20 protein-coding genes are annotated in these 22,313 nt (G+C 70.5%); 5 read left to right on the top strand and 15 right to left on the bottom strand.

Going from position 1 to position 22,313, the window contains the following annotated elements; all coding sequences use genetic code 11:
* Positions 1-153 precede the first annotated feature (153 nt).
* Positions 154-327 carry a hypothetical protein gene (locus FHR32_RS35865; protein WP_184758938.1) on the bottom strand — a complete coding sequence of 58 codons (174 nt, stop codon included), beginning with the start codon at positions 325-327 and terminating at the stop codon, positions 154-156.
* A gap of 7 nt (positions 328-334) precedes the next feature.
* Here FHR32_RS35865 and FHR32_RS47455 point away from each other — a divergent pair, with 7 nt between their 5' ends.
* Positions 335-655, top strand: coding sequence for a transposase (locus FHR32_RS47455; protein WP_184759046.1), 321 nt, complete (start codon positions 335-337; stop codon positions 653-655).
* A 279-nt stretch (positions 656-934) separates the two neighbouring features.
* Here the strand turns inward: FHR32_RS47455 and FHR32_RS35855 are convergent, their stop codons facing one another.
* The 3 genes from FHR32_RS35855 to FHR32_RS35845 all read right to left on the bottom strand — a co-directional run bounded on the left by FHR32_RS35855 (position 935) and on the right by FHR32_RS35845 (position 2,898).
* Positions 935-1,879, bottom strand: coding sequence for a DUF5996 family protein (locus FHR32_RS35855; protein WP_184758937.1), 945 nt, complete (start codon positions 1,877-1,879; stop codon positions 935-937).
* A gap of 359 nt (positions 1,880-2,238) precedes the next feature.
* Complete coding sequence (locus FHR32_RS35850) at positions 2,239-2,412, bottom strand: hypothetical protein (protein WP_184758936.1); 174 nt, start codon at positions 2,410-2,412, stop codon at positions 2,239-2,241.
* Positions 2,413-2,490: 78 nt separating this feature from the next.
* Positions 2,491-2,898 (bottom strand): pyridoxamine 5'-phosphate oxidase family protein, encoded by a 408-nt coding sequence (locus FHR32_RS35845; protein WP_184758935.1) that lies wholly within the window; start codon positions 2,896-2,898, stop codon positions 2,491-2,493.
* A 264-nt stretch (positions 2,899-3,162) separates the two neighbouring features.
* Here FHR32_RS35845 and FHR32_RS35840 point away from each other — a divergent pair, with 264 nt between their 5' ends.
* Positions 3,163-3,741, top strand: coding sequence for an Rv1733c family protein (locus tag FHR32_RS35840; RefSeq protein ID WP_184758934.1), 579 nt, complete (start codon positions 3,163-3,165; stop codon positions 3,739-3,741).
* Positions 3,742-3,779: 38 nt separating this feature from the next.
* Here FHR32_RS35840 and FHR32_RS35835 read toward each other — a convergent pair whose 3' ends face one another.
* The 3 genes from FHR32_RS35835 to FHR32_RS35825 all read right to left on the bottom strand — a co-directional run bounded on the left by FHR32_RS35835 (position 3,780) and on the right by FHR32_RS35825 (position 6,373).
* Complete coding sequence (locus FHR32_RS35835) at positions 3,780-4,802, bottom strand: zinc-binding alcohol dehydrogenase family protein (protein WP_376773440.1); 1,023 nt, start codon at positions 4,800-4,802, stop codon at positions 3,780-3,782.
* Entirely contained in the window at positions 4,799-5,473 is a 675-nt protein-coding gene (locus FHR32_RS35830; protein WP_184758933.1) for a pyridoxamine 5'-phosphate oxidase family protein, read from the bottom strand. The genes FHR32_RS35835 and FHR32_RS35830 overlap by 4 nt, the downstream gene beginning before the upstream one ends.
* Positions 5,474-5,659: 186 nt before the next feature.
* On the bottom strand, positions 5,660-6,373 hold the full coding sequence (locus FHR32_RS35825) for an alpha/beta fold hydrolase (protein WP_184758932.1): 714 nt from the start codon (positions 6,371-6,373) through the stop codon (positions 5,660-5,662).
* Positions 6,374-6,641: 268 nt separating this feature from the next.
* Between FHR32_RS35825 and FHR32_RS35820 the strand changes: the two genes are divergently transcribed.
* Positions 6,642-7,826 carry an MFS transporter gene (locus FHR32_RS35820; RefSeq protein WP_184758931.1) on the top strand — a complete coding sequence of 395 codons (1,185 nt, stop codon included), beginning with the start codon at positions 6,642-6,644 and terminating at the stop codon, positions 7,824-7,826.
* 49 nt (positions 7,827-7,875) lie between these two features.
* Here FHR32_RS35820 and FHR32_RS35815 read toward each other — a convergent pair whose 3' ends face one another.
* The gene (locus FHR32_RS35815; RefSeq protein ID WP_184758930.1) at positions 7,876-9,186 is read right to left on the bottom strand and encodes an NAD(P)/FAD-dependent oxidoreductase; all 1,311 of its coding nucleotides are present in this window, start codon (positions 9,184-9,186) and stop codon (positions 7,876-7,878) included.
* A gap of 77 nt (positions 9,187-9,263) precedes the next feature.
* Positions 9,264-9,401, bottom strand: coding sequence for a hypothetical protein (locus tag FHR32_RS35810; RefSeq protein ID WP_184758929.1), 138 nt, complete (start codon positions 9,399-9,401; stop codon positions 9,264-9,266).
* A 241-nt stretch (positions 9,402-9,642) separates the two neighbouring features.
* Between FHR32_RS35810 and FHR32_RS35805 the strand changes: the two genes are divergently transcribed.
* Complete coding sequence (locus FHR32_RS35805; RefSeq protein ID WP_184758928.1) at positions 9,643-10,311, top strand: CBS domain-containing protein; 669 nt, start codon at positions 9,643-9,645, stop codon at positions 10,309-10,311.
* Positions 10,312-10,351: 40 nt separating this feature from the next.
* Here FHR32_RS35805 and FHR32_RS35800 read toward each other — a convergent pair whose 3' ends face one another.
* From FHR32_RS35800 to FHR32_RS46345, 4 genes are all read right to left on the bottom strand, one after another.
* Positions 10,352-11,053 (bottom strand): CBS domain-containing protein, encoded by a 702-nt coding sequence (locus FHR32_RS35800; protein WP_184758927.1) that lies wholly within the window; start codon positions 11,051-11,053, stop codon positions 10,352-10,354.
* 382 nt (positions 11,054-11,435) lie between these two features.
* Positions 11,436-15,515, bottom strand: coding sequence for a S8 family serine peptidase (locus FHR32_RS35795; protein WP_184758926.1), 4,080 nt, complete (start codon positions 15,513-15,515; stop codon positions 11,436-11,438).
* Between the two features lie 129 nt (positions 15,516-15,644).
* Positions 15,645-15,800: a hypothetical protein gene (locus FHR32_RS35790; RefSeq protein ID WP_184758925.1), complete on the bottom strand. Its 156-nt coding sequence runs from the start codon at positions 15,798-15,800 to the stop codon at positions 15,645-15,647.
* Positions 15,801-15,914: 114 nt separating this feature from the next.
* Positions 15,915-18,824, bottom strand: a complete 2,910-nt coding sequence (locus FHR32_RS46345; RefSeq protein ID WP_281391149.1) for a helix-turn-helix transcriptional regulator — start codon at positions 18,822-18,824, stop codon at positions 15,915-15,917.
* Between the two features lie 244 nt (positions 18,825-19,068).
* Here FHR32_RS46345 and FHR32_RS35780 point away from each other — a divergent pair, with 244 nt between their 5' ends.
* Positions 19,069-20,769, top strand: a complete 1,701-nt coding sequence (locus FHR32_RS35780; RefSeq protein ID WP_184758924.1) for a sensor histidine kinase — start codon at positions 19,069-19,071, stop codon at positions 20,767-20,769.
* 29 nt (positions 20,770-20,798) lie between these two features.
* Here FHR32_RS35780 and FHR32_RS35775 read toward each other — a convergent pair whose 3' ends face one another.
* On the bottom strand, positions 20,799-21,713 hold the full coding sequence (locus FHR32_RS35775) for an IS982 family transposase (RefSeq protein WP_184752293.1): 915 nt from the start codon (positions 21,711-21,713) through the stop codon (positions 20,799-20,801).
* 96 nt (positions 21,714-21,809) lie between these two features.
* Positions 21,810-22,274 (bottom strand): IS200/IS605 family transposase, encoded by a 465-nt coding sequence (gene tnpA, locus FHR32_RS35770; protein WP_312882864.1) that lies wholly within the window; start codon positions 22,272-22,274, stop codon positions 21,810-21,812.
* Positions 22,275-22,313 lie beyond the last annotated feature (39 nt).

Raw genomic sequence — 22,313 nt, 5'->3', positions numbered from 1 at the left:
CCCGCCCGGGCAGAGGGTTCCGGGGTTGTGCGCACGCTATGGGCACTCGGGTGAAGTGTGAAAGATCGGCCGACCGGTTGGTGTGGTGCTGCCTCCCGTTCCGCGTAGGTGCACCGCCGACCGGGCCGGTCGTGGGTTGTGCGCGGGTTCGGGTCAGGCCGTCTGGTCCAAGATGACCTTCTTGCCGGTGGGTTTTTCGATCTTCTTGATCAGGCGGGCGGCTTCCCGGTCGGGGTCGTGGTGGTGACTGAAGTAGTCGGCGCCGAGGTCGTGGTAGTCCACGCCGTTCTTGACGACGTGGTAGGTCCAGGACCGCGACGGCGCCAAGCCCGCGCTGGAACGCCTGCGCGACTGGTACGAGAGGATCTCGCCGATCTGGGCCGGCAGCGCCTACGCGGGCAAGCTCGTCACCTGGGCCAAGAAGCACGTCCGGCTCACCCTGGAGATCGTCAGACGCAGCGACGATGTCAGCGGCTTCGTGGTCCTGCCTCGCAGGTGGGTGGTGGAGAGGACGCTGTCGTGGATCTGTCAGCGCAGGCGGTGCGTACGTGACTATGAACGGTTATCCGAGCACCACGAGGCCATGGTCCTGTGGGCGATGATCATCCTCATGGGGCGACGGCTCGCACGATCCGCCTCTCCCGAGTCGACCTGACGATCAGTTTGTACACGGGCACTTACCGGCCAGATGCTTGCTGATGACGTGGTGACGTCCCGGGCGAACCGGGACTCCTTGCGACGGCGCTTCTTCAGGAGGCGCTTGGCGGACCTGGTGCCCTTGGCCTGCAAACGCGCCCGCAGCCGGGCGTTGCGCCGCCGTACGGCCCGCACGCCCTCGCCTGGGCTGACCGGGCCTCTGCAGTGTCCGGGCCGGCGGGGACCGGCCCGGACGCGAGAACCCCGCGCCTGTGACGGTGGACCGTGTCCGTCCCGGCTATGGCTTCGGGGCCTCCCGCTCCAGGGTCGGATCGGTGATCCCGGGGGGAGCCACGAGCAGCGCGGGGTCCCAGCGGGCCCGGCGCGCCCCCGCCTGATAGGCGCTGTCGAGGAAGTCCAGCACGGCGGCGACGGGATCGTCGCAGGCGCGCGCGTCGTCGTAACGCAGGACGGCCAGGTGACTGCCCCGCTGAGGCAGCCACTCGGCCCGCTCCGGACGCAGCGGCTCCTCGGCGAGGCCGGCCGGTTCGGGTGCGGTGTAGGAGTAGAAGGCCGGCCAGGGCATCGCGTCGTCGCCGAACCAGAACCCGCTACTGATCACCTCCTTGGAGTATGCCTCCCTGGTGACGGGATCGGCCTGGGGCTGCTCGCCGGCCGAGCGGCCCGAAAAGCGCGTCACGGCGATGTCGAAGGTGTGCCAGAAGTGGTGCACCGGGCTGATCTTGCCGCAGAAGTCGGCCGCGGAGCGCTCCAGCACGAGGTTGACCTGGGAGAGGACATGCCAGTATCGCGTCACCAGTGCCGGGTTGTAGTCGGCGTGCCGGGTGTCTTCGGCGAACGGGGTGGTATCGGGCAGCCCGAACGGCTCGGCCTGGATCTCCACCTCGATGCCCAGGCCCGCCAGCACGTCGAACAGGGTCCGGTAGAAGGAGCCGACCGAATGGCCTGTCAGGCCGAATGACGTGGCGCGCCCGTCCAGCCGGTCGACGATCAGCCGGTGACCGACGAAGTCGAAGTCGACGGCGAAGATCGGCCTGCCGTCGAAACCGCCTGACGGGCGTGTGGTGATGCCCCGCGCGGTCAGATGGAAGGGGACGTTCCACCAGTGATTGCGCCGGACACTCGAAGCCAGCCGTACTTTGCCGACGATCTGCGTGAACCGGTGCACGGTCTCTTTCGTGCCGGCCCAGTCCTCCAGCGGTATGGCGGGAAACCACTCCACCGCCTCCTCCTTCCGTCTTCGCTCCGACCGTTTCTTCGCTTCCGCGTCACGGCCCTCGCCCGGACTGCCGGCGGGTGCCGTCCAAGGGCACCTCCTCCGCTCATAGTAGAGACATCGTCGCTGAGAGTGATGGCGGGGTGTGGTTTTGAACGAGTCTCTTGGCCCCGAAAGAACGCTTGGGTTCTAAAGATGGTCGCAAGGGTGGGGCTTACTTCTGGAAATTGCTCGTTTGGAACTGGTGTGGCCATGCCGGTGGCAGGGGGATCAGGCGCCACTCGCAGGGGCGCCGGGCCTCCTGCCGGTGCGGGTGTGACAGGGAGGCATCTGCTCTCGGCCGCGATGCCGTGAGCCGTCAGCCGCTACGGTCGGGGACCGGTGAGGCCGTGCCGGAGCAGCCCGGTGAGGGTGTCGATCGCCTCGTCATCCCCGAGGATCCGGCCGATGGGTTCGCCGCCGCCGGCGGCCCAGACCGCACAGAACCCTTCAAGCAGGGTGTTGAACGCCGATGCCAGGACGGCGGGGTCGCCGGGCACCGAGGCAAGATGCTCACCGCCGGCGCCCACCCGGCGCTCGTCACCGCCGACACCGCCACGAGTTCCGCGGAAGACGTCCTACCTCCGGATGCGGCGGCCGGAGATCTGCTCGGCCCGCACCGTGATGAAGTGATCGGGCCCCTGTGGTGCCCAGGCCGTCAGGGGCAGAGCCGACAACCGGACGATCTCCGCGAGATCGGAGACCGCCCGTGCGTGACCCACGGCGGTGACCGACCAGCCGGTGTGCGTCCACGGATCGAAGTCGTCGGCCTCGAACGCCACCACGGCATGCCGGGTGGCGGAGGCGAGCCTGGACTTCACGGTCGTCCGGATGACGATGTCCTCCCCGTCAAGGCAGAAGGTGACCGGCTGCACCGCGGGAAGGGCACGGTCGGTGAACACGATCCGCCCGATCGGCGTCGAGGCCAGCAGATCGATGCACTCCCGCCGTGAGAGCACCTCCAGACCGGCCGAGTCTGCTTTCATACTGCCAAGGCTGGACGAACGCCGCCCCACAGGGCAGGGGCGAAGGTCCTCTCATCGAGGGCGATCAGCATCCGGCGGACCGCCGGGCACACGCCCGCCCCGCCGTACGGTGTCACGGAGGTGGGCCGGGGAAGGAACGCAGAGGTACGGACCGGCACGTGGTGAGGCCGAAGGTCCCTGGGGGCCACGTCCAAAGACCCTGGCCACGCCGGGTCGCGGACCGGACCGTGAAAAGTGTGTACACCAGCGGCAGGAGGTGGCCTGATGCGTTCCCTTACCCGATGGGCGATGCGCTGCCTGTATCTTCACCGCTTTGACGGCAATCCGTTGCGCAGGCGCTCCGACCGGCTCGACACGATGATCGTCCTGGCGATCTTGGTGATCTTCATTGCCTTCCTGTGGCCGGCGGCCGCACTCGGCCGGCAGGTCTACGCCGGCGGTCTGCGGGCCGAGATCACCGCCCCCGGGCACAGGCAGCCTGTTCTCGCCCAGGTCGTGGATCCGGTGCGCGGCACAGGGTGGCGGCCGCGGACGGTGCGGTGGACCACCCCGCAGGGCGGTTCACGGACAGGGCAGGTGGTGCTCCCGCCCAGCATGCCGGCCGGTTCCCACACCCAGATCTGGATCGACGGCGCCGGAAAGCCCACGACGCCCCCGCAGACCCACGTCAAGACGGTCACCGACACCACGGTCGCCGTGATCACGGTCGTGGGCGGGGCCGGGGCGGTTCTGCTGCTCTGCCTCGCCGGTGCGCGGGGGCTGTTGAACCGCCACCGCGACGCCGAATGGGAGCGGGCGTGGGCCCTGGCCGACCAGCGATGGCGCCGGCCGAGGCAGACCTAGATCCGGACGCCGCAGAGCGGCCTTCGGGGCGTGACGCCTCATGACCGGCCGGGCATCAGTACGGCGGCGCCTTCGACCCGATCGCCGGCCAGGTCGGCGAGCGCCCGATCGGCCGAGTCGAAGGGGTAGGGCACGGTCGTGACCTTCGGGGGATGGGCCTGGGCGAGTTCCAGGTAGGCCTGGCCGTCGGCGCGGGTGTTGGCCGTGACGCTGCGCAGCGTCCGCTCCTGGAACAGGTGGCGCTGGTAGTTGAGCGGAGGGATGTCGCTGAGGTGGATGCCGGCCACGGCCAGGGTGCCGCCCCGGTCCAGGGTGGCCAGCGCGGTGGGCACCAGCTCACCGACCGGTGCGAACAGGATCGCGGCGTCCAGCGGCTCGGGAGGAGCCTCGGCCGCGCCGCCGACGGAGGCCGCCCCCAGCGACGTGGCCAGCTCGCGGGCCGTGGCCGAGCGGGTCAGGACGTGCACGACCGCCCCCTGGGCGATGGCGACCTGTGCGGTCAGATGGGCCGAGGCGCCGAAGCCGTAGATGCCCAGGCGTCCGCCGGAAGGCAGGTCGCAGCGGAGCAGGGCGCGGTACCCGATGATCCCGGCGCACAGCAGCGGGGCCAGCTTCTCGGCCGGCACGTCCTCCGGGAGCGGGTAGAGGTAGTCCTCGGGGACGGTGAGATATCCGGCATAGCCGCCGTCGGCGTCCCAGCCGGTGTAGGTGGAGGACGGGCAGAGGTTCTCCGCCCCCCGGCGGCAGTAGCGGCAGCGGCCGCAGGTCGAGCGGAGCCACGCCGCGCCGACGCGCGTGCCGGGCGTGAGCCGTACCGCGTCCGGGCCACGGGCCGCCACCCGCCCCACCACTTCGTGGCCGGGCACGGTCCGGGGACGTCGCGGGGGCAGGTCTCCCTCGGTCAGATGGAGGTCGGTACGGCAGACGGCGCACACCTCGACCTCGACGAGGACCTCGCCCGGCCCCGGCTCGGGGACCGGGATCCGGACGCGCTCCAGCGGATGCGAGGCGATCGGCCCGGGGCGTGCCACCACCCAGGCGTCCATCTCGGCGGGGATCATCCGGCATGCCGGATGCGGCGACCGGTGATCTCGGTGGGGGCGATCCTGACGTACAGCCCACGCTCTCCGCCCGCCCACGGTTCGACCCCCGAGGCGCCGGCCGTGGCGCGTTCGGCCTCGGAGGAGGCGTGGTGGATGCCACCCCGCAGCAGCACGCTCCAGCCCTCGCGGCGGGCGTCGTCGATCCGGTCGACCTCGAAGGCGACCTTGAGCTCCACGCCCTGCAGGCCGGTGCGCAGGGTGTCGTCGAGCGGGCCGCCGAAGGCGGTGCGGAAGACCACCGAGCCGTCGTGAAGGGCGTAGTTGACCGGCAGGATCACCGGTCCGCCGAGGTCGTCGAAGGCGATCCGGCCGACGCCGCCGGGGGAGATGAGCCGCAGGCACTCCTGCGGGTCCAGCCTCTCCAGCCCGGCGTGGGGCGCCGCCCCTCCGCGCCCGGGGGGAAGATCGGCGGTCTGGCCGAGGAGCTCCTCGGTGCTGGTCTCCAGGGCCACGGCCAGGCGGTGTACGGTCTCGGCTGCCGGTGACGCGGCGCTCTCCTCCAGATAACCGAGGTATCCGGCGTCGATCCTGGCGCGGCCGGCCAGCTGTTCACGGCTCAGGCCCATGGCCTCGCGGCGCCAGGCCACCCGGCGGCCCAGGTCACCGGGGGCCGTCATGCGTCCGGTCATGAAGTCTCCCAACGGGTCGCTGCATAAGGAGACGGCGTCCCGCGTCCCACGGGTGCCGCCGCGCCCCGGTCTGTCCTGTCCTGCCGGGACCTCTCCTACCTGCATCCCACTACGGGAAGGGGGTGCGGGGCAGAGGGCGGAAGTCCCCAATGCGTGGGACTTTCGGCCGGTGCCCTGGAGCGCCGTTCAGACGGCCGGACGGCTCCGCGGGGATCGGTCCTTGCGCCGGTAGGCCTCCAGACGGTCGGCCAGCTCCTCCGGGCGGCTCAGCGCGACCAGGTGGCCGCCGTCCATCTCGTCGGCGACGATGCCCAGACGGTCGTGTGCGAGGCGACGCATGAACTCGGCCGGGAATAAACGGTCGTCGCGGCAGAGCAGGAACTCGGTCGGCACGTCGGGCCAGGCGTGCAGCGGCCACGGCTTCTCGAAGGGGGTGCCCGACTGGTTGCGTCCCCTGCTCATCGCCCCGGCTGCCACGTCCGGCGGGACGTCGTGCAGGAAGGTGACCGCGATGTCGAAGTCTCCTCCACTCGGGCGGCCCTCACGCGCGTCGAGCTCGCGCCTCGCCTGCTCGTGGCCGGTGTTGGCCCACCAGTCGCCCGGAGACTCGCCCGGCGACGGCACCATCGCGGCCAGCATCACCAGCAGATCCACCCGCAGCCGGTCGCATACCAGTGGGGCGGTGAACCCCGCCATCGACTGTGCCACCACGACGAGGTCGGTGCGGCCGCCGACGGCGTCCACCACCACGTCGGCGTACTCGGCCAACCCGGCCGAGTCGTCGTCGCACGGCAGATCGGGGGCCACCACGTCGTGGCCGCGCGCGCGGAGCAGGGGGGCCACCAGGTGCCAGTACCACGCGTTGGAGCCGGCGCCGTGGATCAACACGTATGTAGCCATGATCAACCTTCCGTCCGGAGTGCTCACCCCATCGAACGCCTCGCGGTGGCCGCGACGCGGTGAGGCCCTCGGGTCCGTTCCGCGGCCAAGAAGGTCCTAAATTAGCACTTATTTATCCTGAATAAGGAGTGAATGCTTAAATCGTTCCCGCCTCCATCTGGGGCGCTCTCCCAATCCGTTTGACGATGACCACTGCAGGCGTTTGCGGATATAGGGCGTGTGCAACTATTGTCGACGCCTGTACTTGTCGTTCGACATGGGAAGACTCATGCCTCTCGCTCTGCTCGCGCTGGCCGTCGGCGCGTTCGCCATCGGCACCACGGAATTCGTGATCGCCGGCCTGCTGCCCGAGGTGGCCGCCGAGTTCGGCGTCTCCATCCCCGTGGCCGGCTACCTGATCTCCGGCTACGCGCTCGGCGTCGCGGCCGGTGCGGCACCGATGACCATCCTCGGAGCGCGCATGCGCCGCAAACACCTGCTCCTCGCCCTGATGGTGATCTTCATCGCGGGTAACCTGCTCTCCGCGCTGGCCCCCGCCTACGGCGTGATGATGGCCGGCCGCATCGTGGCCTCCCTCACCCATGGAGCTTTCTTCGGGGTCGGTTCGATCCTCGCCGCCGACCTCGTCGCGCCCGGCAGGCGGGCCAGCGCGATCGCGTTCATGTTCACCGGGCTCACCCTCGCCAACGTGCTCGGCGTGCCGATGGGGACCTTCATCGGGCAGAGCCTCGGCTGGCGCTCCACGTTCCTGGCTGTGGCCGCACTCGGGATCGTCGGCCTGGCCGGCATCGTGGCGCTGGTCCCCAGCCGGCCTCGTCCCGCCGCCACCCACGTCGGCGCCGAACTGGTGGTGTTCCGCAGCGCGCAGGTATGGCTCGCCATCGCGATGACCGTGCTCGGCTTCGGCGGCGTCTTCGCCTCATTCACCTACATCGCGCCCATGATGACCGAGGTGGCGGGCTTCTCCGGCGGCGCGGTCAGCTGGCTGCTGGTGCTGTTCGGCGTCGGCCTGGTGATCGGCAACCTGCTCGGCGGGCGCCTCGCCGACCGCGCGCTGATGCCCAGCCTCTACATGCTCCTGGGAGGCCTCGCCCTGGTGCTGGCCGCCTTCACCCTCACCTCCCGTGCCCAGGTGCCCGCCATGATCACGATCTTCCTGCTCGGCGTGTTCGGCTTCGCGACGGTCCCACCCCTGCAGAAGCGGGTCCTCGACAACGCGGCGACGGCGCCGACCCTGGCCTCCGCCGTCAACATCGGCGCCTTCAATCTCGGCAACGCCCTGGCCGCGTGGCTCGGCGGCCTGGTCATCACCGCCGGTCTGGGCTACACGGCCCCCAACTGGGTGGGTGCCCTGATGGCGGCCGGGGCGCTTCTGCTCGCGCTGATCTCCGGCCTGCTCGACCGTCGCGCGGTGCCGGCCGGTGTTCCCCTGCCCGAAGGGCACCCCGCCTGAGCGGTGGCGGGCCGTGCGCACCCGCTGAAGCGGTGTTCCGCGGGGAGGGTCAGCGCGACGGACTGCCCTCGGGAACCTCCTCCTGGACCTCGAGCGGCACCTCGGAGCCGTGGACCAGATCGAGCTGGACCGTCTGGCGGGGCAGCAGGGCGTCCAGGAGCCAGTTTCCGGCGATGCGCGTCCGGCCGCCGGGAACCGCCAGCAGATGGTAGCCACGCGTGACCGCCTTCGCCGCCACTCCGGACAGCGGGATGCCCAGCGGGTTGGCGGCGGCTTTCACGCCGCCCAGGTCGACGACGAATCCCAGGTCGTTGTGCCGGTAGGGGCGCCGCTCGCCGTGACCGTAGGAGGCGGCGATGTTGCGGGCGACCTGCTTGCCCTGGCGGGTGGCGTGCTGGGCGGTCATGGCGGTGTAGTGGCCCGGCCGGGTGAGGTCGGGCACCGCGGCGGCGTCGCCGCAGGCGAAGATCTCCCGATGGCCGGGCACGCTCAGATACTCGTCGACGAGGAGCCGTCCCTTCTCGGTCGGCAGTCCCAGCGACTCCACGAGCGGGTCGGGCCGGACGCCGACGCACCAGATCAGGGAGCGCGTCGGCACGGTCTCGCCGTCGGAGAGCGTGACCCCTTCCGAGGTTGCCTCGGTCACGCTCGTACCGGTGCGGATCTCCACCCCCCGCTCGGCCAACGTCCGGTGCGCGACGTCGGACAGGTGCTGGTCCAGCTCGGGAAGGATGCGCGGGGCGATGTCGGCGAGAATCCAGCGGACGGGCCGGCCGTGCAGGCCGCCGCGCCGCCGTACGGTGTCCTGGGTGAGCAACTGGCCCTGGGCCGCCACCTCGGTCCCGGTGTAGCCGGCGCCCACCACCACGAAGGTGCAGCGCGCCTTCCGCTCCTGCGGATCGTTCGTGCCCTCGGCGAGCTCGATCTGGCGGATGAGGTGGTCACGGAGGTAGAGGGCCTCGGCGAGGCTGCGGAAACCGTGCGCGTGCTCGGCCACCCCCGGGATGGGAAGCAGCTTGTTGACGCTGCCCACCGCGATCACCAGCCGGTCGTAACCGAGGTCGCGGCGCTCGCCCTCGGGGGTGACACATACGATCCGCCGTGCCCCGACGTCGACGGACTCCACCGTGGCGAGCAGGTGCCGGATGCCGCGGTTGTGACCCGACAGCGGTATGGCGACCTTCCGCGGGTCGAGGATTCCGGCCGCCACCTCCGGTAGCAACGGCAGGTAGAGGAAGTAGTCGGTCGGGTTGACCAGGACGATCTCGACGGCGCCCCTGGCCAGCTTCGACAGGCTCCGGGCCGCGGTGAATCCCGCGAACCCTCCTCCGATGACGACGACTCGCTGACGCTCGACCATAACCGTTTCCTTTCCGGATGTCCTGCCCTCCATGCGCTCCGGCGGCATACCCCGTTCCGGTCCGGACGGCCCCGCGGTCAGGTCCGTGTCAGGACGGCCTTGAGCGCACCGCCGCGCACGGGATCGGCGAACACCCCGTAGGCCTGCGTGACGTCGTCGAGGGCGAAGCGGTGGGTGATCAGGTGGCCGGCGTCGAGCTGCCCCGCCTCGACCACGGTGAGCAGGGTCGGGACGGAGCGTGCCGACGGCGCCGCCCATGTCGACCACGGTGCCCACCGCCTCGTGGCCGAGGATCCGCCCCGGCCGCGTCTGCCTGGGTGGCCGTCCCGAGAGGCCCTTGAGGCGGAAGGTCCCATGCCCCCGGGACCTTCCGCCCTGCCATCTCAGGGTCTCTCCCGCGGACCATGGGAGGAGGACCGACCAGAACAACCGTGTGGGAGAAAGCCGGGGAGGACAATGACACTGCAGGTCAACGACGTCATGGGTGCGGTGGCCATCGCCGTTCACCGTGAGGCGACGTTCGCCGAACTGGCGGAGACCATGCGTCGCTTCAAGGTTGGGGCCGTTGCCGTGATCGACACCGACGGGCGGCCGATCGGGGTGGTGTCGGAGGACGACCTGCTGTTGAAGGAGATCGGCGACTCACCCTGTGGAAGCACCGTGGACGGCCGCGGGGAGCGGCAGGAGCACGACGGAGCGGCCGGGATGACCGCAGGGGAGGTCATGACCAGCCCGGCGCTGACGGTCACCCGCCAGACCTCGGTGCCGGAGGCGGCCCGTCTGATGCACGCGAACCGGATCATGCAGCTCCCCGTGGTCGACGCCACCAGCGGTAAGATCGCCGGCACCCTGCACCAGGTGGACCTTTTGAAGATCCTCACCAGGCGGGCGCCCGACATTCTGGCGGACGTGGCGGCGGCCATCGCGCGCCTGCGCCTGGACGCGCGGACACTCACGGTCACGGTGGACGCCGGTGTGGTCCATGTCGGGGGAAGGCTGGCCAACCGCTCGCAGATCGCCCAGCTCGTCGAGGCCGGACGCCAGGTCGAAGGGGTCGTGGCCCTGGAGGTCGACGCCCTCTACGACCACGACGATCTGGCGGAGACCTCGGCGTCTCGCATCTGAGGGTCTCCACGGCGGCGGGGGACACGTCCGGACATCGGCCCTACCGCCCTCTCCAGGCGGAGGATTCGTCCACGTTCCACTCCAGCTCGTCCACCACGTCGACGACCCCGTTCACCCGGCGGGCCAGCCGTGCCGCGAGCTGGGTGTCACCCCGCCGTTGCATGCGACCGGTCAGCGTGACGATCCCGCCCGAGACCGTGACGGCGGCCTCGTTGGGAAGCGCCCACAGGGAGCGCTCAAGGATCTCCTCACGCACCTCGTCGGCGATGTCGGCATCGCTGCGGACGAAGACTTTCAGCAGGTCGGTACGGCTGACGATGCCTTGGAGAACCTCTTCGCCGTCCACGACGACCAGTCTCTTGACCCCGTGTTCCTCCATGAGCCGCATCGCGGTCACGATCGAGGCGTGCGGCTGGATCGTGACCGCGGGGGCGGTCATCAGCTCCGCGGCGGTGTCACCGCGGGCCTTGTCCCTGCCGTCGCCGCCCTTGGAGCTCAGGCGGTGGCGTAACCGGGCACGTAGCGGCGGCTGGTATCCCTCGCGGTAGTACCGCTCCCGAAACTCCTCCTTGTGCAGCAGGTCGGCTTCGGAGACGACCCCGATGACGTGCCCCTCGCCGTCCACGACGGGGACCGCGCTCACGCCGTGGGCGATGAGCACCTCGGCGATGTCCTTGAACGGCGTGCTGCCGTTGACCGATGCCACCTCTGTGGTCATGACGTCCTTGACCTTCACGCGCATCACTGAACCTCCTTGGCGTACACGCGGCCCGGGCCGGCCGGGCCCGCGCGTCGCCGGACCCGCTTCTCCAGGCCCGCCGACGACGGCCTGCCCCGCCTGCTCCCTGCCGGGTTCCCCGCACCTCCATCTCACTGCCCCCGGGACCGGTGAGGCAGCGGCCGGAGGTCCTCAATACCGAGGTCTTTCGACCAGCGGCGCGAGGGGGCGTGACCTGGATGGATCAGGGACCTGGAAGATCACCGCCCGATACGGAGGCGGTCGGTTCCGGTGGCTGAGGGCGATGACGCGGGTGTGCCGGCGGGGAGTCGGGTGGGGATGCGGAATCGCCGGGTGGCGGGGAGAGATCCCCGCCACCCGGCGGCTTTTTATATGGATTATGTGGTTATTGGATGGTGTGGCCGCTTGTGGTCTTGTCGCGCAGGTCGAAGGCGCGGCTGGTGGTCTGCTTGATGGTGTTGCCCGCCTTGTCCCAGGCCTCGACCTTGAGGGTCACGGCGCCCTTGGTGGCATCGAAGGCGGGGTAGCGGGTCGTGGCGGTGTAGCTGCCGTCCTTGTTGGGCTTGACGGAGACGGGGGTGTAGGTGACGCCGTCGTCGGTGCTGGCCCACAGCTTCAGCCCGGCGATGTCGGGCATCTCGGTGGGCGACGGGGAGTGATAGGGGGAGACGGTGAAGGTGTGGCTGCGGCCGGCGGGGACGGTGTTGTCGGTGGCCAGGGTGTCACCCAGGTCGTAGCTGACGAAGACCACCGGTGCGGGCTTGCAGCGGTCGGCCGTGCCGTACAGCGCCTCCAGGGAGCAGACGGATCCGGGCAGCTGTTCCGTCGCCACGGGGGTGCGGAAGGTCCACTCGGTGTCGTGCCCGGCGTTCTTGGCGGTCAGCCGGTAGGTCCCGGCGCCTTCCGGCAGTTTGAAGTGCGGGAAGATGTCGGATCCGAGGACCGGGGCGCGCGGGATCTCCTTGCCGTCCCGGTAGAGGCGGACGTCGAAGCCCGGCTCGAAGGGCCCCTTCCAGTAGTCGGCGTTGTACTGGCGGCTGCCCGGCGCGCCGTTGCTGAGCTCGAACTCCGCCCAGAGGGTGTTCCCCTGCACGCAGATCATGCATCGGAAGCTCCAGCCCAGGCTCGCACCGGGCTTGGCGAGCTTGTAGAGCTTGTCCGAGCCGGTCGCGGCACCGGGCGTGAACGGGGTGGTCAGCCACGACTGCTTGAGACGGACGGGCTTGTCGAACACCTCCAGGGCCCACTGCGGCCGAATGCTCTCCACCCCCTGCGGGTTGGGCATCTCCCACATGCCGTGCGAGCTGACGACCTCGGGGTCGAGCGGCCCGACCCAGTCACGCCTCTGCTGCGCGGTCAGCCTGGGGACGCCCCAGAGCGAGGGCTGCGACGCCAGCGGGAGGACGTCGTCGACCTTCCACGCGTATCGCCAGTCGCCGTACCGCTCGGGTGCGACGGTGTGGATGTCCATGTCGATCTGGGCCAGGTCGCGGTCGGTGAAGGTGTAGTGCAGTGAGCGCGGCACGCGGCCTTCCTCGTACGGGGCGAAGGTGTAGGTGTAGGGAGATTCCTCGGTGCCCGTCACCCGGATGGTGACCGGCCGCGCTCCGGCGATCTGCTTGCGCAGTCCGAGCGCGTCCTTGGCGGGCAGGGACACGTTGGGGATGCCGACGGGCTTGGGCTCGCCGGTGAACGGCTTCTGGGAGATGGCGAGCGGGATCGGGCAGCCGGTGCCGGCCATCGGGAAGTGCGCGATGGCGGCCGCACCGGCGTCGCGGATCGGGCCGATCCGCTCGATCTGGACGCCGCACGCCGGGCCGAAGATCCCCGGCGCCTTCGGCACCTCCATGAGGACGAGCTTGCCGCGCAGGTCGCGGCCGGCGATGTCCTCAGCCCTGCCCTCGCCGACGTCGACGACCTCCAGGTCGCGCGTCCCGGTGAACGGCCGGAAGTCGGGGAAGGTGGCCTCCTGCCGGTGCTCCCCGTAGACGTCGAAGCCGTGCATCGGGGCGGCCGGGTGCAGGGTGAGCCTGCCCGGCTTGCGGACGCTCATGGCGACCTCGGCCTGGCCGAGGGTGAACCGGGTGTGAAAGCGGAACCTGCCCTTGGTGACCCGTTGCGTGGCTGTGGCCCACAACCGCGCCCACGAGCCGACCGGCGAGTTCACCGATACGGCGCCCATGTAGGAGCCGCCGTTGGACACGGTCCGCTGGAAGGCGAAGACGACGTCGTTGTTCAGCGGTTCGGCCGGTTTCGGGGTGGTGAATCGGACCTGGGAGGCCTGCCGGGCATCGAGGGTGATCTCGGTGTCCCCGGTGATCGTGATCTCGGGATTGATCAGGTACGCCAGGTTGTACCGGTCGTCCTCGTCGGTCCAGTCCAGGATCTGCGTCACGCTGACGGTGCCCTGCGGGACGCGGGTGACCGTGGTCCCCTCCTCGGTCAGGAGAGTCGTGGTGATGAGGCCCCTGTCGCCGGACACGTCGATGGTGTCCTGGGCCCAGGGGCTGTGGGGCTTGCCGTCCCGGCCCAGGGTGTGGATGGTGAGCGTGGCCTTGGGGGCGGCGCGCACCGCGCCCACGGGAGTCCGCAGCTGTACGGCGTCGGCGACCGCGGTCACGGCGCCGGTGTAGTTGTCCAGGGCCAGGCCCTTGGGGGTGAGGGTGACGGTGGTGGTCGCGGTGCCGGAGGCCGGCACGGTGAGCGTGGAGCCGGTCAGGCTGAGCGCGCCCTCCACCGCGGTGCCGTCGGACGTGCGCAGGGCCGCGGTGAGGGTCAGGGTGACCGGATGGCCGCCGAGGTTGGTGTAGGTCAGGTCCCGGGTGATGGGCCGGCTGTCGTCCTCGATCGTGGCGAAGTCGAGCCCGGCGGTGGTGGCGAAGACCTGCTGGGCGTGCGCCCTGGCCAGGTCGACCCGGCCCGCGCCCTGCTTGTACACGGTCAGGTCGTCGTCCTTGGCCGTGGACATCAAGGCGGCCTTGATCTGCGGCCCCTTCCAGTCCGGATGCTGCTGGGCCATGATCGCCGCGGCTCCGGCGACATGCGGGGTGGCCATCGAGGTGCCCGCGGCGGCGGTGTAGTGCTCGTTGGCGGGAGTGCCCATCGAGGTGCCTGCGGCGCGCGCGGCGACGATGGCCACGCCGGGGGCGGCGATGTCGGGCTTGAGCGCGCCGTCACCGAAGCGCGGCCCCTGGCCGGAGAAGGTGGCCCACTTGTCGTCCTTGTCCACCGCGGCCACGGTCAGTGCCGCGTCGGCGGTGCCGGGAGAGGCGACCGTCTCGGCCCCGGAGGCGCCGAGGTTACCGGCGGCGATCACGAACAGGGTGCCGGTGGAGGCGCTCAGCGCGTTGACCGCCTGACTCGCCGGGTCGGATCCGTCGGTGGGTCCGCTGCCGAGGCTCATGCTGATCACCTTGGCGCCGCTGGCCGCGGCCCACTCCATGCCCTCGATGGCGGCGGAGTCCGTTCCGGTGCCCGCGTTGCTCAGCACCTTGCCGATGATCAGCTGGGCGCCGGGTGCGACGCCCTTGTACTTGCCGTCCGCGGCGGCCCCGGACCCGGCGATGGTGGAGGCCACGTGGGTACCGTGGCCGTGCCCGTCCTTGACCTCCTCGCCGGGGATGAAGGACTTGCTGTCGGTGACCTTGCCGGCCAGGTCGGGGTGATCGGCGTCGATACCCGTGTCCAGGATGGCGACCTTCACCCCGGCGCCGTCGTGGCCACCGGCCCAGGCCTGCGGCGCGCCGATCATCGGGACGCTCACGTCCAGGTCGGCCTTGACCTTGCGGTCCAGCCACACCTTGGCGATGCCGCCGCGCAGCGTGCCGGGCGTGTTGGCCAGCCCGGCGGTGCCGTCGGCGCCGGTCTTCTCGGGTACGGCCCGCACCGCGGACCAGAACGTGCCCGCCTCGGCCTTGGTGACGTTCACCGCGGAGGCGTTGATGCTCTCCAGCGCGTGAGTCGGCTTGCTGGCCGGGATGGCCTTCGCGGCCGAGGCGATGGCCGCGTCGGACTGCTGCCGCGGGTACTGCACGATGACCGGCAGCTGCTTGGTCTTGTCGTCGGTGTAGCCGTTCTCGGCCAGGTATTTGACGTTGAACAGCTCCCGGTCCAGGAGCCCGGCCTGGATCGCCGGCATGGCGTCGCTGGGGGTGACGTACACCCCGTCCGGGGTGGCCGTCGTGGACAACTGCGCCCGGGTCCCGTCGGGGCGGGCGGTCGGCTCGGGGTTCACGGCGTACTTGCCGCCGCCGGCCTCGTTCAGGCGGACGGTGTCCCCGGTGACCAGGGTGATCGTGTGCGTGCCCGCGCCCAGCCCGGCCAGCGCGATTGGTCCGGTGACCGGCCCCGTCGTCGGGGCGGCGGGTGCGGGCTCCTGCTCCTGGGCGAGGGCGGCCGGCGAGCCCGGCGCCACCAGAGTGCCCAGCACCATGATCGAGGCCGCCAGGAGCGACCCCCTGCGCATCACCTTTCTTCTCGCACTGGTGCGGACGTGTGGGGTGCCGAGGCCGTCCGGCGGCGGCCGGTCATGGGATCTGTGCGCAGACATGCGGAACTGCCCTTTCGGGTGGGGGAACGGAGGGTGAGAAGGGCGTCAGACCGGCTCGAACCCCTCAGGGGTGTCGTCGGGGGGTTCGATGGCCGCCTCATCCGGCGTGGGGGTGGGGAACGCCGGTCCTTTCTGGCCGGTGCCGTCTGAGGCGGTGTCGTCTGCCGGGTGGTGGCCACCCGTTGAGTCGGTTTCGGACATGTCGTTAGCGTCGCCTGCCCGGTCCAGCGGGACTATGGGGGACATCCCCCATTCGGGGGACGGCGGTTGAGCGGGGTCCCATGGGGGGCATGCCGTACGGGGCCCGCCCTCGCTTTATGGCGCGTGGCGGTTCGGGCCCAGATGCGTCCCCAAGGCGGCGCGAGAGCGGACCCCCAGCTTGCGCAGCACGGCGCTGAGATGCTTCTCCACCGTTTTGGGTGACAGGAACAGCTCCTTGCCGATCTCCCGGTTGGTCAGCCCGGCGGTGGCCAGTTCGGCGACTTCCCGCTCCCGGGGGGAGAGGGCGGGGCCGTAGCCATGCGGGCCGCTGGGGTGCCGTCCCTTCACCGTCACACCGTGCCGGCGTGCCGTCTGCGCGGCGCGATCCAGATCCCACCGAGCTCCCAGCTCCTGGAACGCCGCGTGCGCCGCGCGCAGCGGTTCCCCGCCGTCCTCGTCCCCGGCGGCGAAAAGGCATCCGGCCGCCCGCTCACGGGCCTGGGCCGCCTCGTACGGGGCACCCAGCCGGTCGTAGACGGACGCGGCCGCCAGGAAATGCGCCGCGCCGTCCCCGAGGTCGGCGGCCAGGTAGCCACGCGCGTGCGGTAGCGCGGCCGCGGCCAGCGGAGCATCCAGCCCGTCCAGTGCCGTCGACACCCGGCCGATCAGGTCGGCGGCCTCGGCCTGCCGGCCGGCCCCGGCCATCACCTCGACCAGCGCGGGCACCGCCCGCACCGCCAACGGCCACAGCCCCTTGATCTCCCACACCGCGACCGCCGCACTGGTCGCCCTGAGCGCCGCCTCCGCCTGGCCCTGCGCGGCGGACAGTCGCAAAAACCCGGTCACCGACAGCGGAAGCAGCTCGTATCCGCCCAGCGCCATGGTGCGCTGGACGACGTCGGGCAGGTCGCGCCGGGCAGTGTCCAGATCGCCGCGGGCCAGCGCCAGGCAGGCCGCGACCGTCTCGGCGGTGATCCGATCGGACGGCCGCCCGCCGTACTCCTCCAGCAGCGCCGCGACCTCCTGATCCAGCCCGGCCCACCGGCCCCGGCCATAGGCCAGGAGCAGCCCGACCAGCCGGCACCTGGCCAGTGGTTCGCCGGATGAGTCATCCTCGGCCGCGCCCCGCGTCGCGGCGCTCAGCAACTGGTCCGCAGTCTGGAAATGCCCGGCGCAGCAAGCGTTCTCCGCGATGGACCGGTAGGCGTTGACCTCCTGGCGATGCCGCGGCCTGCCAGCGGTCCGCCGGTGGACGTCCTCGGTCAGGGCGGCCCAGCGCGGATCGCCGATCCCGCTCAGTGACATCGCGATCTTGCCGAGCACGAAGACCTCCTCGACCGGATCACCGATGGCGGGCACGGTCTCCAGCGCGCGGTTCAACCAGTAGGCGTGCTCGGCCGGCGGCACGGCGGGATCGATCGGCCTGCCCAGCCCGGTCATCACCCACGCCGCCAGGTCAGGCCGGTCGCCCAGGTCGTCGACGGCCGCCGCGAAGGCGCGGCGCTGCACACTGGGATCATCACCGAGCCTCTCCTGCAGCAGGCCGACCAGGAAGTGCAGCTGCCCGCGCAACGGGCCGGGCTGCTCCGACTCCAGCGCCTCCGAGAGGAGGTCGATCACCTTCGGGGGGCGCAGCACCTGACAGGCCGCCCAGCCCAGCCGCGCCGCCAGGTGTCCCCGGCGTTCGGGCTCCAGCGGCGCGTTGCGCAGCACATCCTCCAGGATCCGCACCGCCTCGGCATCGTCACCGAGCATCGACGCCTGCTCGACAGCCTGCTCGGCGACGCCCACCCACTCCTGCAACAGGCCGGCCTGGCGCAGATGATGCGCCCGCTGCCCCAGCGGCACCGGCTCCACCGAACGCACCGCGGTTGCCGCCCGCGCATGCAGATCCTGCCGCCGCCCCAGCGGGATCCCCCCGTACACCGCCTGCGCGGCCAGCACGTGCCGGAAAACCACCATCCCGTCCCGCTCGGCCAGCAGCCCGGACACCAGCAGTACATCCAGCCCCGCCACCGCCTCGGCCCGAGACAGCCCGGCCACCCCGGTCAGCGTCGATACCGTCACCGGCACCTGCAACACCGCCGCCGCCTCAGCCACCTCCCGCGCCGCCATCGGCAACCGGCCTACCCGCTCCCGCACCGAATCGCGCACCCCCGGCGGCACGTCCAGCTCCTCCAGCGCCTTGCGCGCCCACCGTCCGCTCCGTAGCCGGATCAACGCCCCCCGCGCTCGCAACAGCGCCAGCAACTCCTGAACCGCCAGCGGTAACCCCGATGACAGCTCATACAGATGCGCCCCGAACTCAGGGGTGACGCCCTCCTCCTCCAGGATCGCCGCCGCCAGCGTGCGGGTCTGCTCGGCGTCCAGCCCCGCCAGCACGACATGATCGTGAAAGACGGAGTCCGCCGGCCGCCCTGTCATCTCCCGGATCCCGGTCCCGGCCTCCTCCCCCCGATACGTCAGCACCACCGACACCCGGTCCGGCAGCACCGCCAGGAAATAGGCCAGAAACTCCACCGTCTGCTCATCCGCCCAGTGCAGGTCCTCCACCACCAGCACCGCCGGACCCAGCACCCCCAGCACCTCGGCCAGACCGCGGAACAGCCGATGCCGTTCGGCCGCCCGATCATCCAGCGGCTCCAACGCCGGCGGCAGCACCTGCGCCAGCTCCGGCAGCAACCCCCGCAACGCACCCGCGACCGGCGACAGCTCAGTGGCCGCCACCAGCAGCTCGCTCGTCCCGCGCAGCGCCTCCACGATCGGCCCCAGCGGAAACGGCTCCCGGATCCGCCGGCACGCTCCGCTGATCAGCAGTCGTCCCGCCACATCGGCGTGCGCGGCCATCTCCGTCACCAGGCGGGTCTTACCGATGCCCGCCTCGCCCTCCACCACCACCACGGCGGGCGGACGGCTCACCGCGGCCACCAGACGCCGCAACTGTTCCTCTCGCCCCACCAGAACCGGTGAGACCACCCGCCCCGCGGCCTTGGCGCCGTCCGCCACCATCCGTCGTGCCTCCATTCGCCGGCCGGGCTCCACCACGGCCACCCGGGCCAAGAGCCCGAGCCGCCATGATTGCCAGACATTTAAACAGAAACCACAACAGTCACCGCTGCCCCTCCAGAAATCGGACATCTCGGCTATGCAGGTCATCCGGCCGGCGCGGCACACCTCAGCCGAAGGCGGCGCTCATCCGAGGCGAGCCGTCCGGGCCCGGAAAGACCTGTCGGATGCGCCCATCCGCTCAGGTGCGAGACTTTGGTACATGGGGGAGATCGAGCCGGGCGCGCTGATTCCGCACATGCGGCTGGATGAGCTGCTGTCGGAGCTGCATGTGCGGCTGGAGGCGGTGCTGGCCACCCGGGACAGGGTGCACGCCCTGCTGAACGCGGTCGTCTCCGTGGGCAGCGACCTGGATCTGGAGACGGTGCTGCGCAGGATCGTGGAGACCGCCATCACCCTGGTCGACGCGAGTTACGGTGCCCTGGGCGCGATCGGTGACGAGAACACGCTCACCCAGTTCATCCCCGTGGGGCTGACCGAGGAGGAGATCGCCAGGATCGAGCACTGGCCGCACGGGCTGGGCCTGCTGGGCCTGCTGATCAAGCAGCCGCAGTCGCTCCGGCTGGGGCACATCTGCGACCACCCCGAGTCCTACGGCTTCCCACCGGGCCACCCGCCGATGGGCTCCTTCCTGGGCGTGCCGATCCGGGTGCGCGACGAGGTGTTCGGCAACCTCTACCTCACCGAGAAACGCGGGGGAGGGGAGTTCGACGAGGAGGACGAGGCGATCGTCACGGCGCTGGCCACCGCGGCCGGGGTGGCCATCGAGAACGCCCGGCTGTATGAGGAGAGCCGGCGGCGCGAGATGTGGCTGCAGGCGTCTTCGGAGGTCACCACCAGCCTGCTGTCCGGGGCGGAGCCCCGAGAGGTGCTCATGTTGATAGCGCGGCGGGCGCGGGAGATGGCCGGCGCCGACATCGTGGCGGTTCTGCTGCCAGATGAGGCCGGGCGGATGCTCCAAGTGATCATCACTGACGGGCCGGTCGGCGATCGGGCGGTCCATGTCGAGGCGCCGGTCGCCGATTCCCTGGCGGGCCGGGCCTTCACCAGTGGTGAGCCGCTCATGGTCACCGATCCGGGTGAGGAGGAGATCTCGGTCGTGATCGCCGGGCGGGCGTCGCTCGGACCCGTCGCCGCCGTGCCGATCGGCGCGGTGGGGACCGTGCGCGGCGTGCTGTGGCTGGGCAAGCGCTCGGGCCGTATCCCGTTCAGCCTGGCGGAGCTGGGCATGCTGCACTCCTTCGCCGGGCAGGCCGCGATCGCCCTGGAGCTGGCCGAGAGCCGGATGGACGCCGAGCGGCTGGGGCTGCTGGAAGACCGTGACCGCATCGCCAAGGACCTGCACGACGTGGTGATCCAGCGGCTGTTCGCCATCGCCCTGACGCTGATGAGCACCGTACGGCTCGTCGACAAGCCCGAGGCCTCCTCCCGGCTGCAGAACGCGATCGACGAGCTGGACGGCACCATCCGGCAGATCCGTTCGACCATCTTCGCCCTGCAGATCCCCCACCAGGACGGCGACAGCGGCCTGCGCGCCCAGCTCGTCGACCTGGTGGAGGGCGCACGCGGGCACCTGGGCTTCCTGCCCGGTCTGACCATGGAGGGCCAGATCGACAGCAGGGTGCCGCCGGAGGTCGCCGAACACCTGCCGGCCGTTCTCCGTGAGGCGCTGTCCAACATCGTGCGCCACGCCAGAGCCTCCAAGGCCGACGTGTCGGTGAAGGTCGACGGCGATCGGCTCACCCTCCTCGTGCGGGACAACGGGGTGGGGTTACCCGAGGGCGGCGGGCGCAGCGGACTCCGCAACCTCCAGGAGCGGGCCGAACAGCTCGGCGGCTTCTTCGAGATCGGCTCCCCGGCGGAAGGCGGCACCCGGCTGGTGTGGAGCGTCCCGCTCGCCTAGATGATTGAGTCCAAGGGCTTCGGTCACAGTTAGTGGTCGTAGGCGATCAGGGATCGCTTGATCGGTTGTCCAGTCTTGTCGTTGTGCCAGATTGCGGCGGTCAGTGCCAGGATCCGTGTCAGTACGCGGATGATGACGCCAGCAGGAGTACGGGCACCGTGTCGTTCCAGGTCGAGCTGGCCCTTGAAGGTCTGGTTGATCGACTCGATGGTCTGCCGCAACGGCTTGAACAAGCGTGCTCCGGCCCGCTCGGGCTCACCCTTGCGGGCTGGGCGCAGCAGCCTCAGGTCACGCTCGGTGAGGGCCTGCTCGAAGGCGCGGCCGTAGTAGTTCTTGTCCGCGATGATCGTCTGACCGGGACGGGCGGCCACCATCTCGGGTGCCGAATCCAGCATCCCGAGCAGGGTCTCGCGCTCGTCGGCCTTGGCGCCGGTGAGCGCGAACGCCATCGGCAGCCCGCCCAGGGTGCACAACAGGTGCAGCCGCAATCCCCAGAAGTACCGCGAGTGGGACGCGCAGTAGCCGTACTGCGCCCACCCGGCCAGATCGCTGCGCTTGGCCGTCTCCCGGGATCGGCCGCACTCCACCGGCGTGGAGTCGACCAGCCACACGTCGTCGCTCCACAGCGAGGTGTCGGCGGCCAGCATCCTGATCATGTGCAGGACCAGGCCGGACGCTTTGCGTAGCCGCTTTCCGTACCCGGACTGCCCGGGCAGGTAAGGAAACATGTCCCTCAGTTCGGTGTGGGCATAGCGCACCCAGCGCCGCTCGGAGGTGAAGCCCAGCAGAGCCGACATCACCGCCAGTGTCACGAGTTCGGCGTCGCTGAGGGCGGGTGCGATCCCCGTTTTCGGCCGCCATGGCAGCAGGTCCGGCGATGCCTTCACCGCGTCGTCGATCTTGACATAGAGTGCGGTTGCGAGGGTGTTCAGTTCTGTCGTCACAAACGGATCTTGAACGCCCTCGCCCTATTTTCGCAGGCGATCCCTTGGACTCAATCGTCTAGCCGGACAGAGGCGACACGTGCCTGGAGTTCAGCGCTATTTAGCGAGGAACCCCGGGCGTTCACGCCCGGGAGGAATCGCTTCCCTCTCCCCGCCCGGACGCTGGTCCGGGCGTTTCTGGTTCTCGATGTACTCCTTGATGATCGAAAGCGGGGCACCGCCACAGGAGGCGGCGAAGTAGGACGGGGACCAGAAGTGCCCGTCCCGCAGATACGTGCGGACGTGACTGGGGAACTCCTTGCGCAGCAGCCGGGCCGAGACGCCCTTGAGGGAGTTGACCAGGGTGGACAGGGCGACCTTGGGCGGGTAGTACACCAGCAGATGCACGTGATCGTTCTCGCCGTTGAACTCGCGCGGCTGTGCTCCGAAACTGTCGCACACCTCTGTCATGATCTCCTCGCATCGTGACAGCAGTTCGTCGGTAAACACCCCGCGCCGATACTTGGGCGTGAAGACCAAGTGCGCATGCAGGCTGTAGACCACGCTGCGGCCCCGGCGGATATCCGGGTTCGGTTCCCATCACGGTGACATCGACCAAAT

Origin of the sequence: Streptosporangium album, assembly GCF_014203795.1 — a bacterium.
Lineage (GTDB): Bacteria > Actinomycetota > Actinomycetes > Streptosporangiales > Streptosporangiaceae > Streptosporangium > Streptosporangium album.
The sequence above is the reverse complement of the archived record's forward strand: the minus strand, read 5'-3'. Positions and strand labels throughout refer to the sequence as shown.

What these genes read in the sequence shown, in the direction of transcription:
- FHR32_RS35845 (WP_184758935.1), bottom strand. Translation starts at nt 2,898, where the DNA reads ATGAAAGCAGACTCGGCCGGTCTGGAGGTGCTCTCACGGCGGGAGTGC.
- FHR32_RS35820 (WP_184758931.1), top strand. Translation starts at nt 6,642, where the DNA reads ATGCCTCTCGCTCTGCTCGCGCTGGCCGTCGGCGCGTTCGCCATCGGC.
- FHR32_RS35830 (WP_184758933.1), bottom strand. Translation starts at nt 5,473, where the DNA reads ATGACCGGACGCATGACGGCCCCCGGTGACCTGGGCCGCCGGGTGGCC.
- FHR32_RS35815 (WP_184758930.1), bottom strand. Translation starts at nt 9,186, where the DNA reads ATGGTCGAGCGTCAGCGAGTCGTCGTCATCGGAGGAGGGTTCGCGGGA.
- FHR32_RS35835 (WP_376773440.1), bottom strand. Translation starts at nt 4,802, where the DNA reads ATGATCCCCGCCGAGATGGACGCCTGGGTGGTGGCACGCCCCGGGCCG.
- FHR32_RS35825 (WP_184758932.1), bottom strand. Translation starts at nt 6,373, where the DNA reads ATGGCTACATACGTGTTGATCCACGGCGCCGGCTCCAACGCGTGGTAC.
- FHR32_RS46345 (WP_281391149.1), bottom strand. Translation starts at nt 18,824, where the DNA reads ATGGAGGCACGACGGATGGTGGCGGACGGCGCCAAGGCCGCGGGGCGG.
- FHR32_RS35800 (WP_184758927.1), bottom strand. Translation starts at nt 11,053, where the DNA reads ATGCGCGTGAAGGTCAAGGACGTCATGACCACAGAGGTGGCATCGGTC.
- FHR32_RS35805 (WP_184758928.1), top strand. Translation starts at nt 9,643, where the DNA reads ATGACACTGCAGGTCAACGACGTCATGGGTGCGGTGGCCATCGCCGTT.
- FHR32_RS35795 (WP_184758926.1), bottom strand. Translation starts at nt 15,515, where the DNA reads ATGCGCAGGGGGTCGCTCCTGGCGGCCTCGATCATGGTGCTGGGCACT.
- FHR32_RS35790 (WP_184758925.1), bottom strand. Translation starts at nt 15,800, where the DNA reads ATGTCCGAAACCGACTCAACGGGTGGCCACCACCCGGCAGACGACACC.
- FHR32_RS35840 (WP_184758934.1), top strand. Translation starts at nt 3,163, where the DNA reads ATGCGTTCCCTTACCCGATGGGCGATGCGCTGCCTGTATCTTCACCGC.
- FHR32_RS35780 (WP_184758924.1), top strand. Translation starts at nt 19,069, where the DNA reads ATGGGGGAGATCGAGCCGGGCGCGCTGATTCCGCACATGCGGCTGGAT.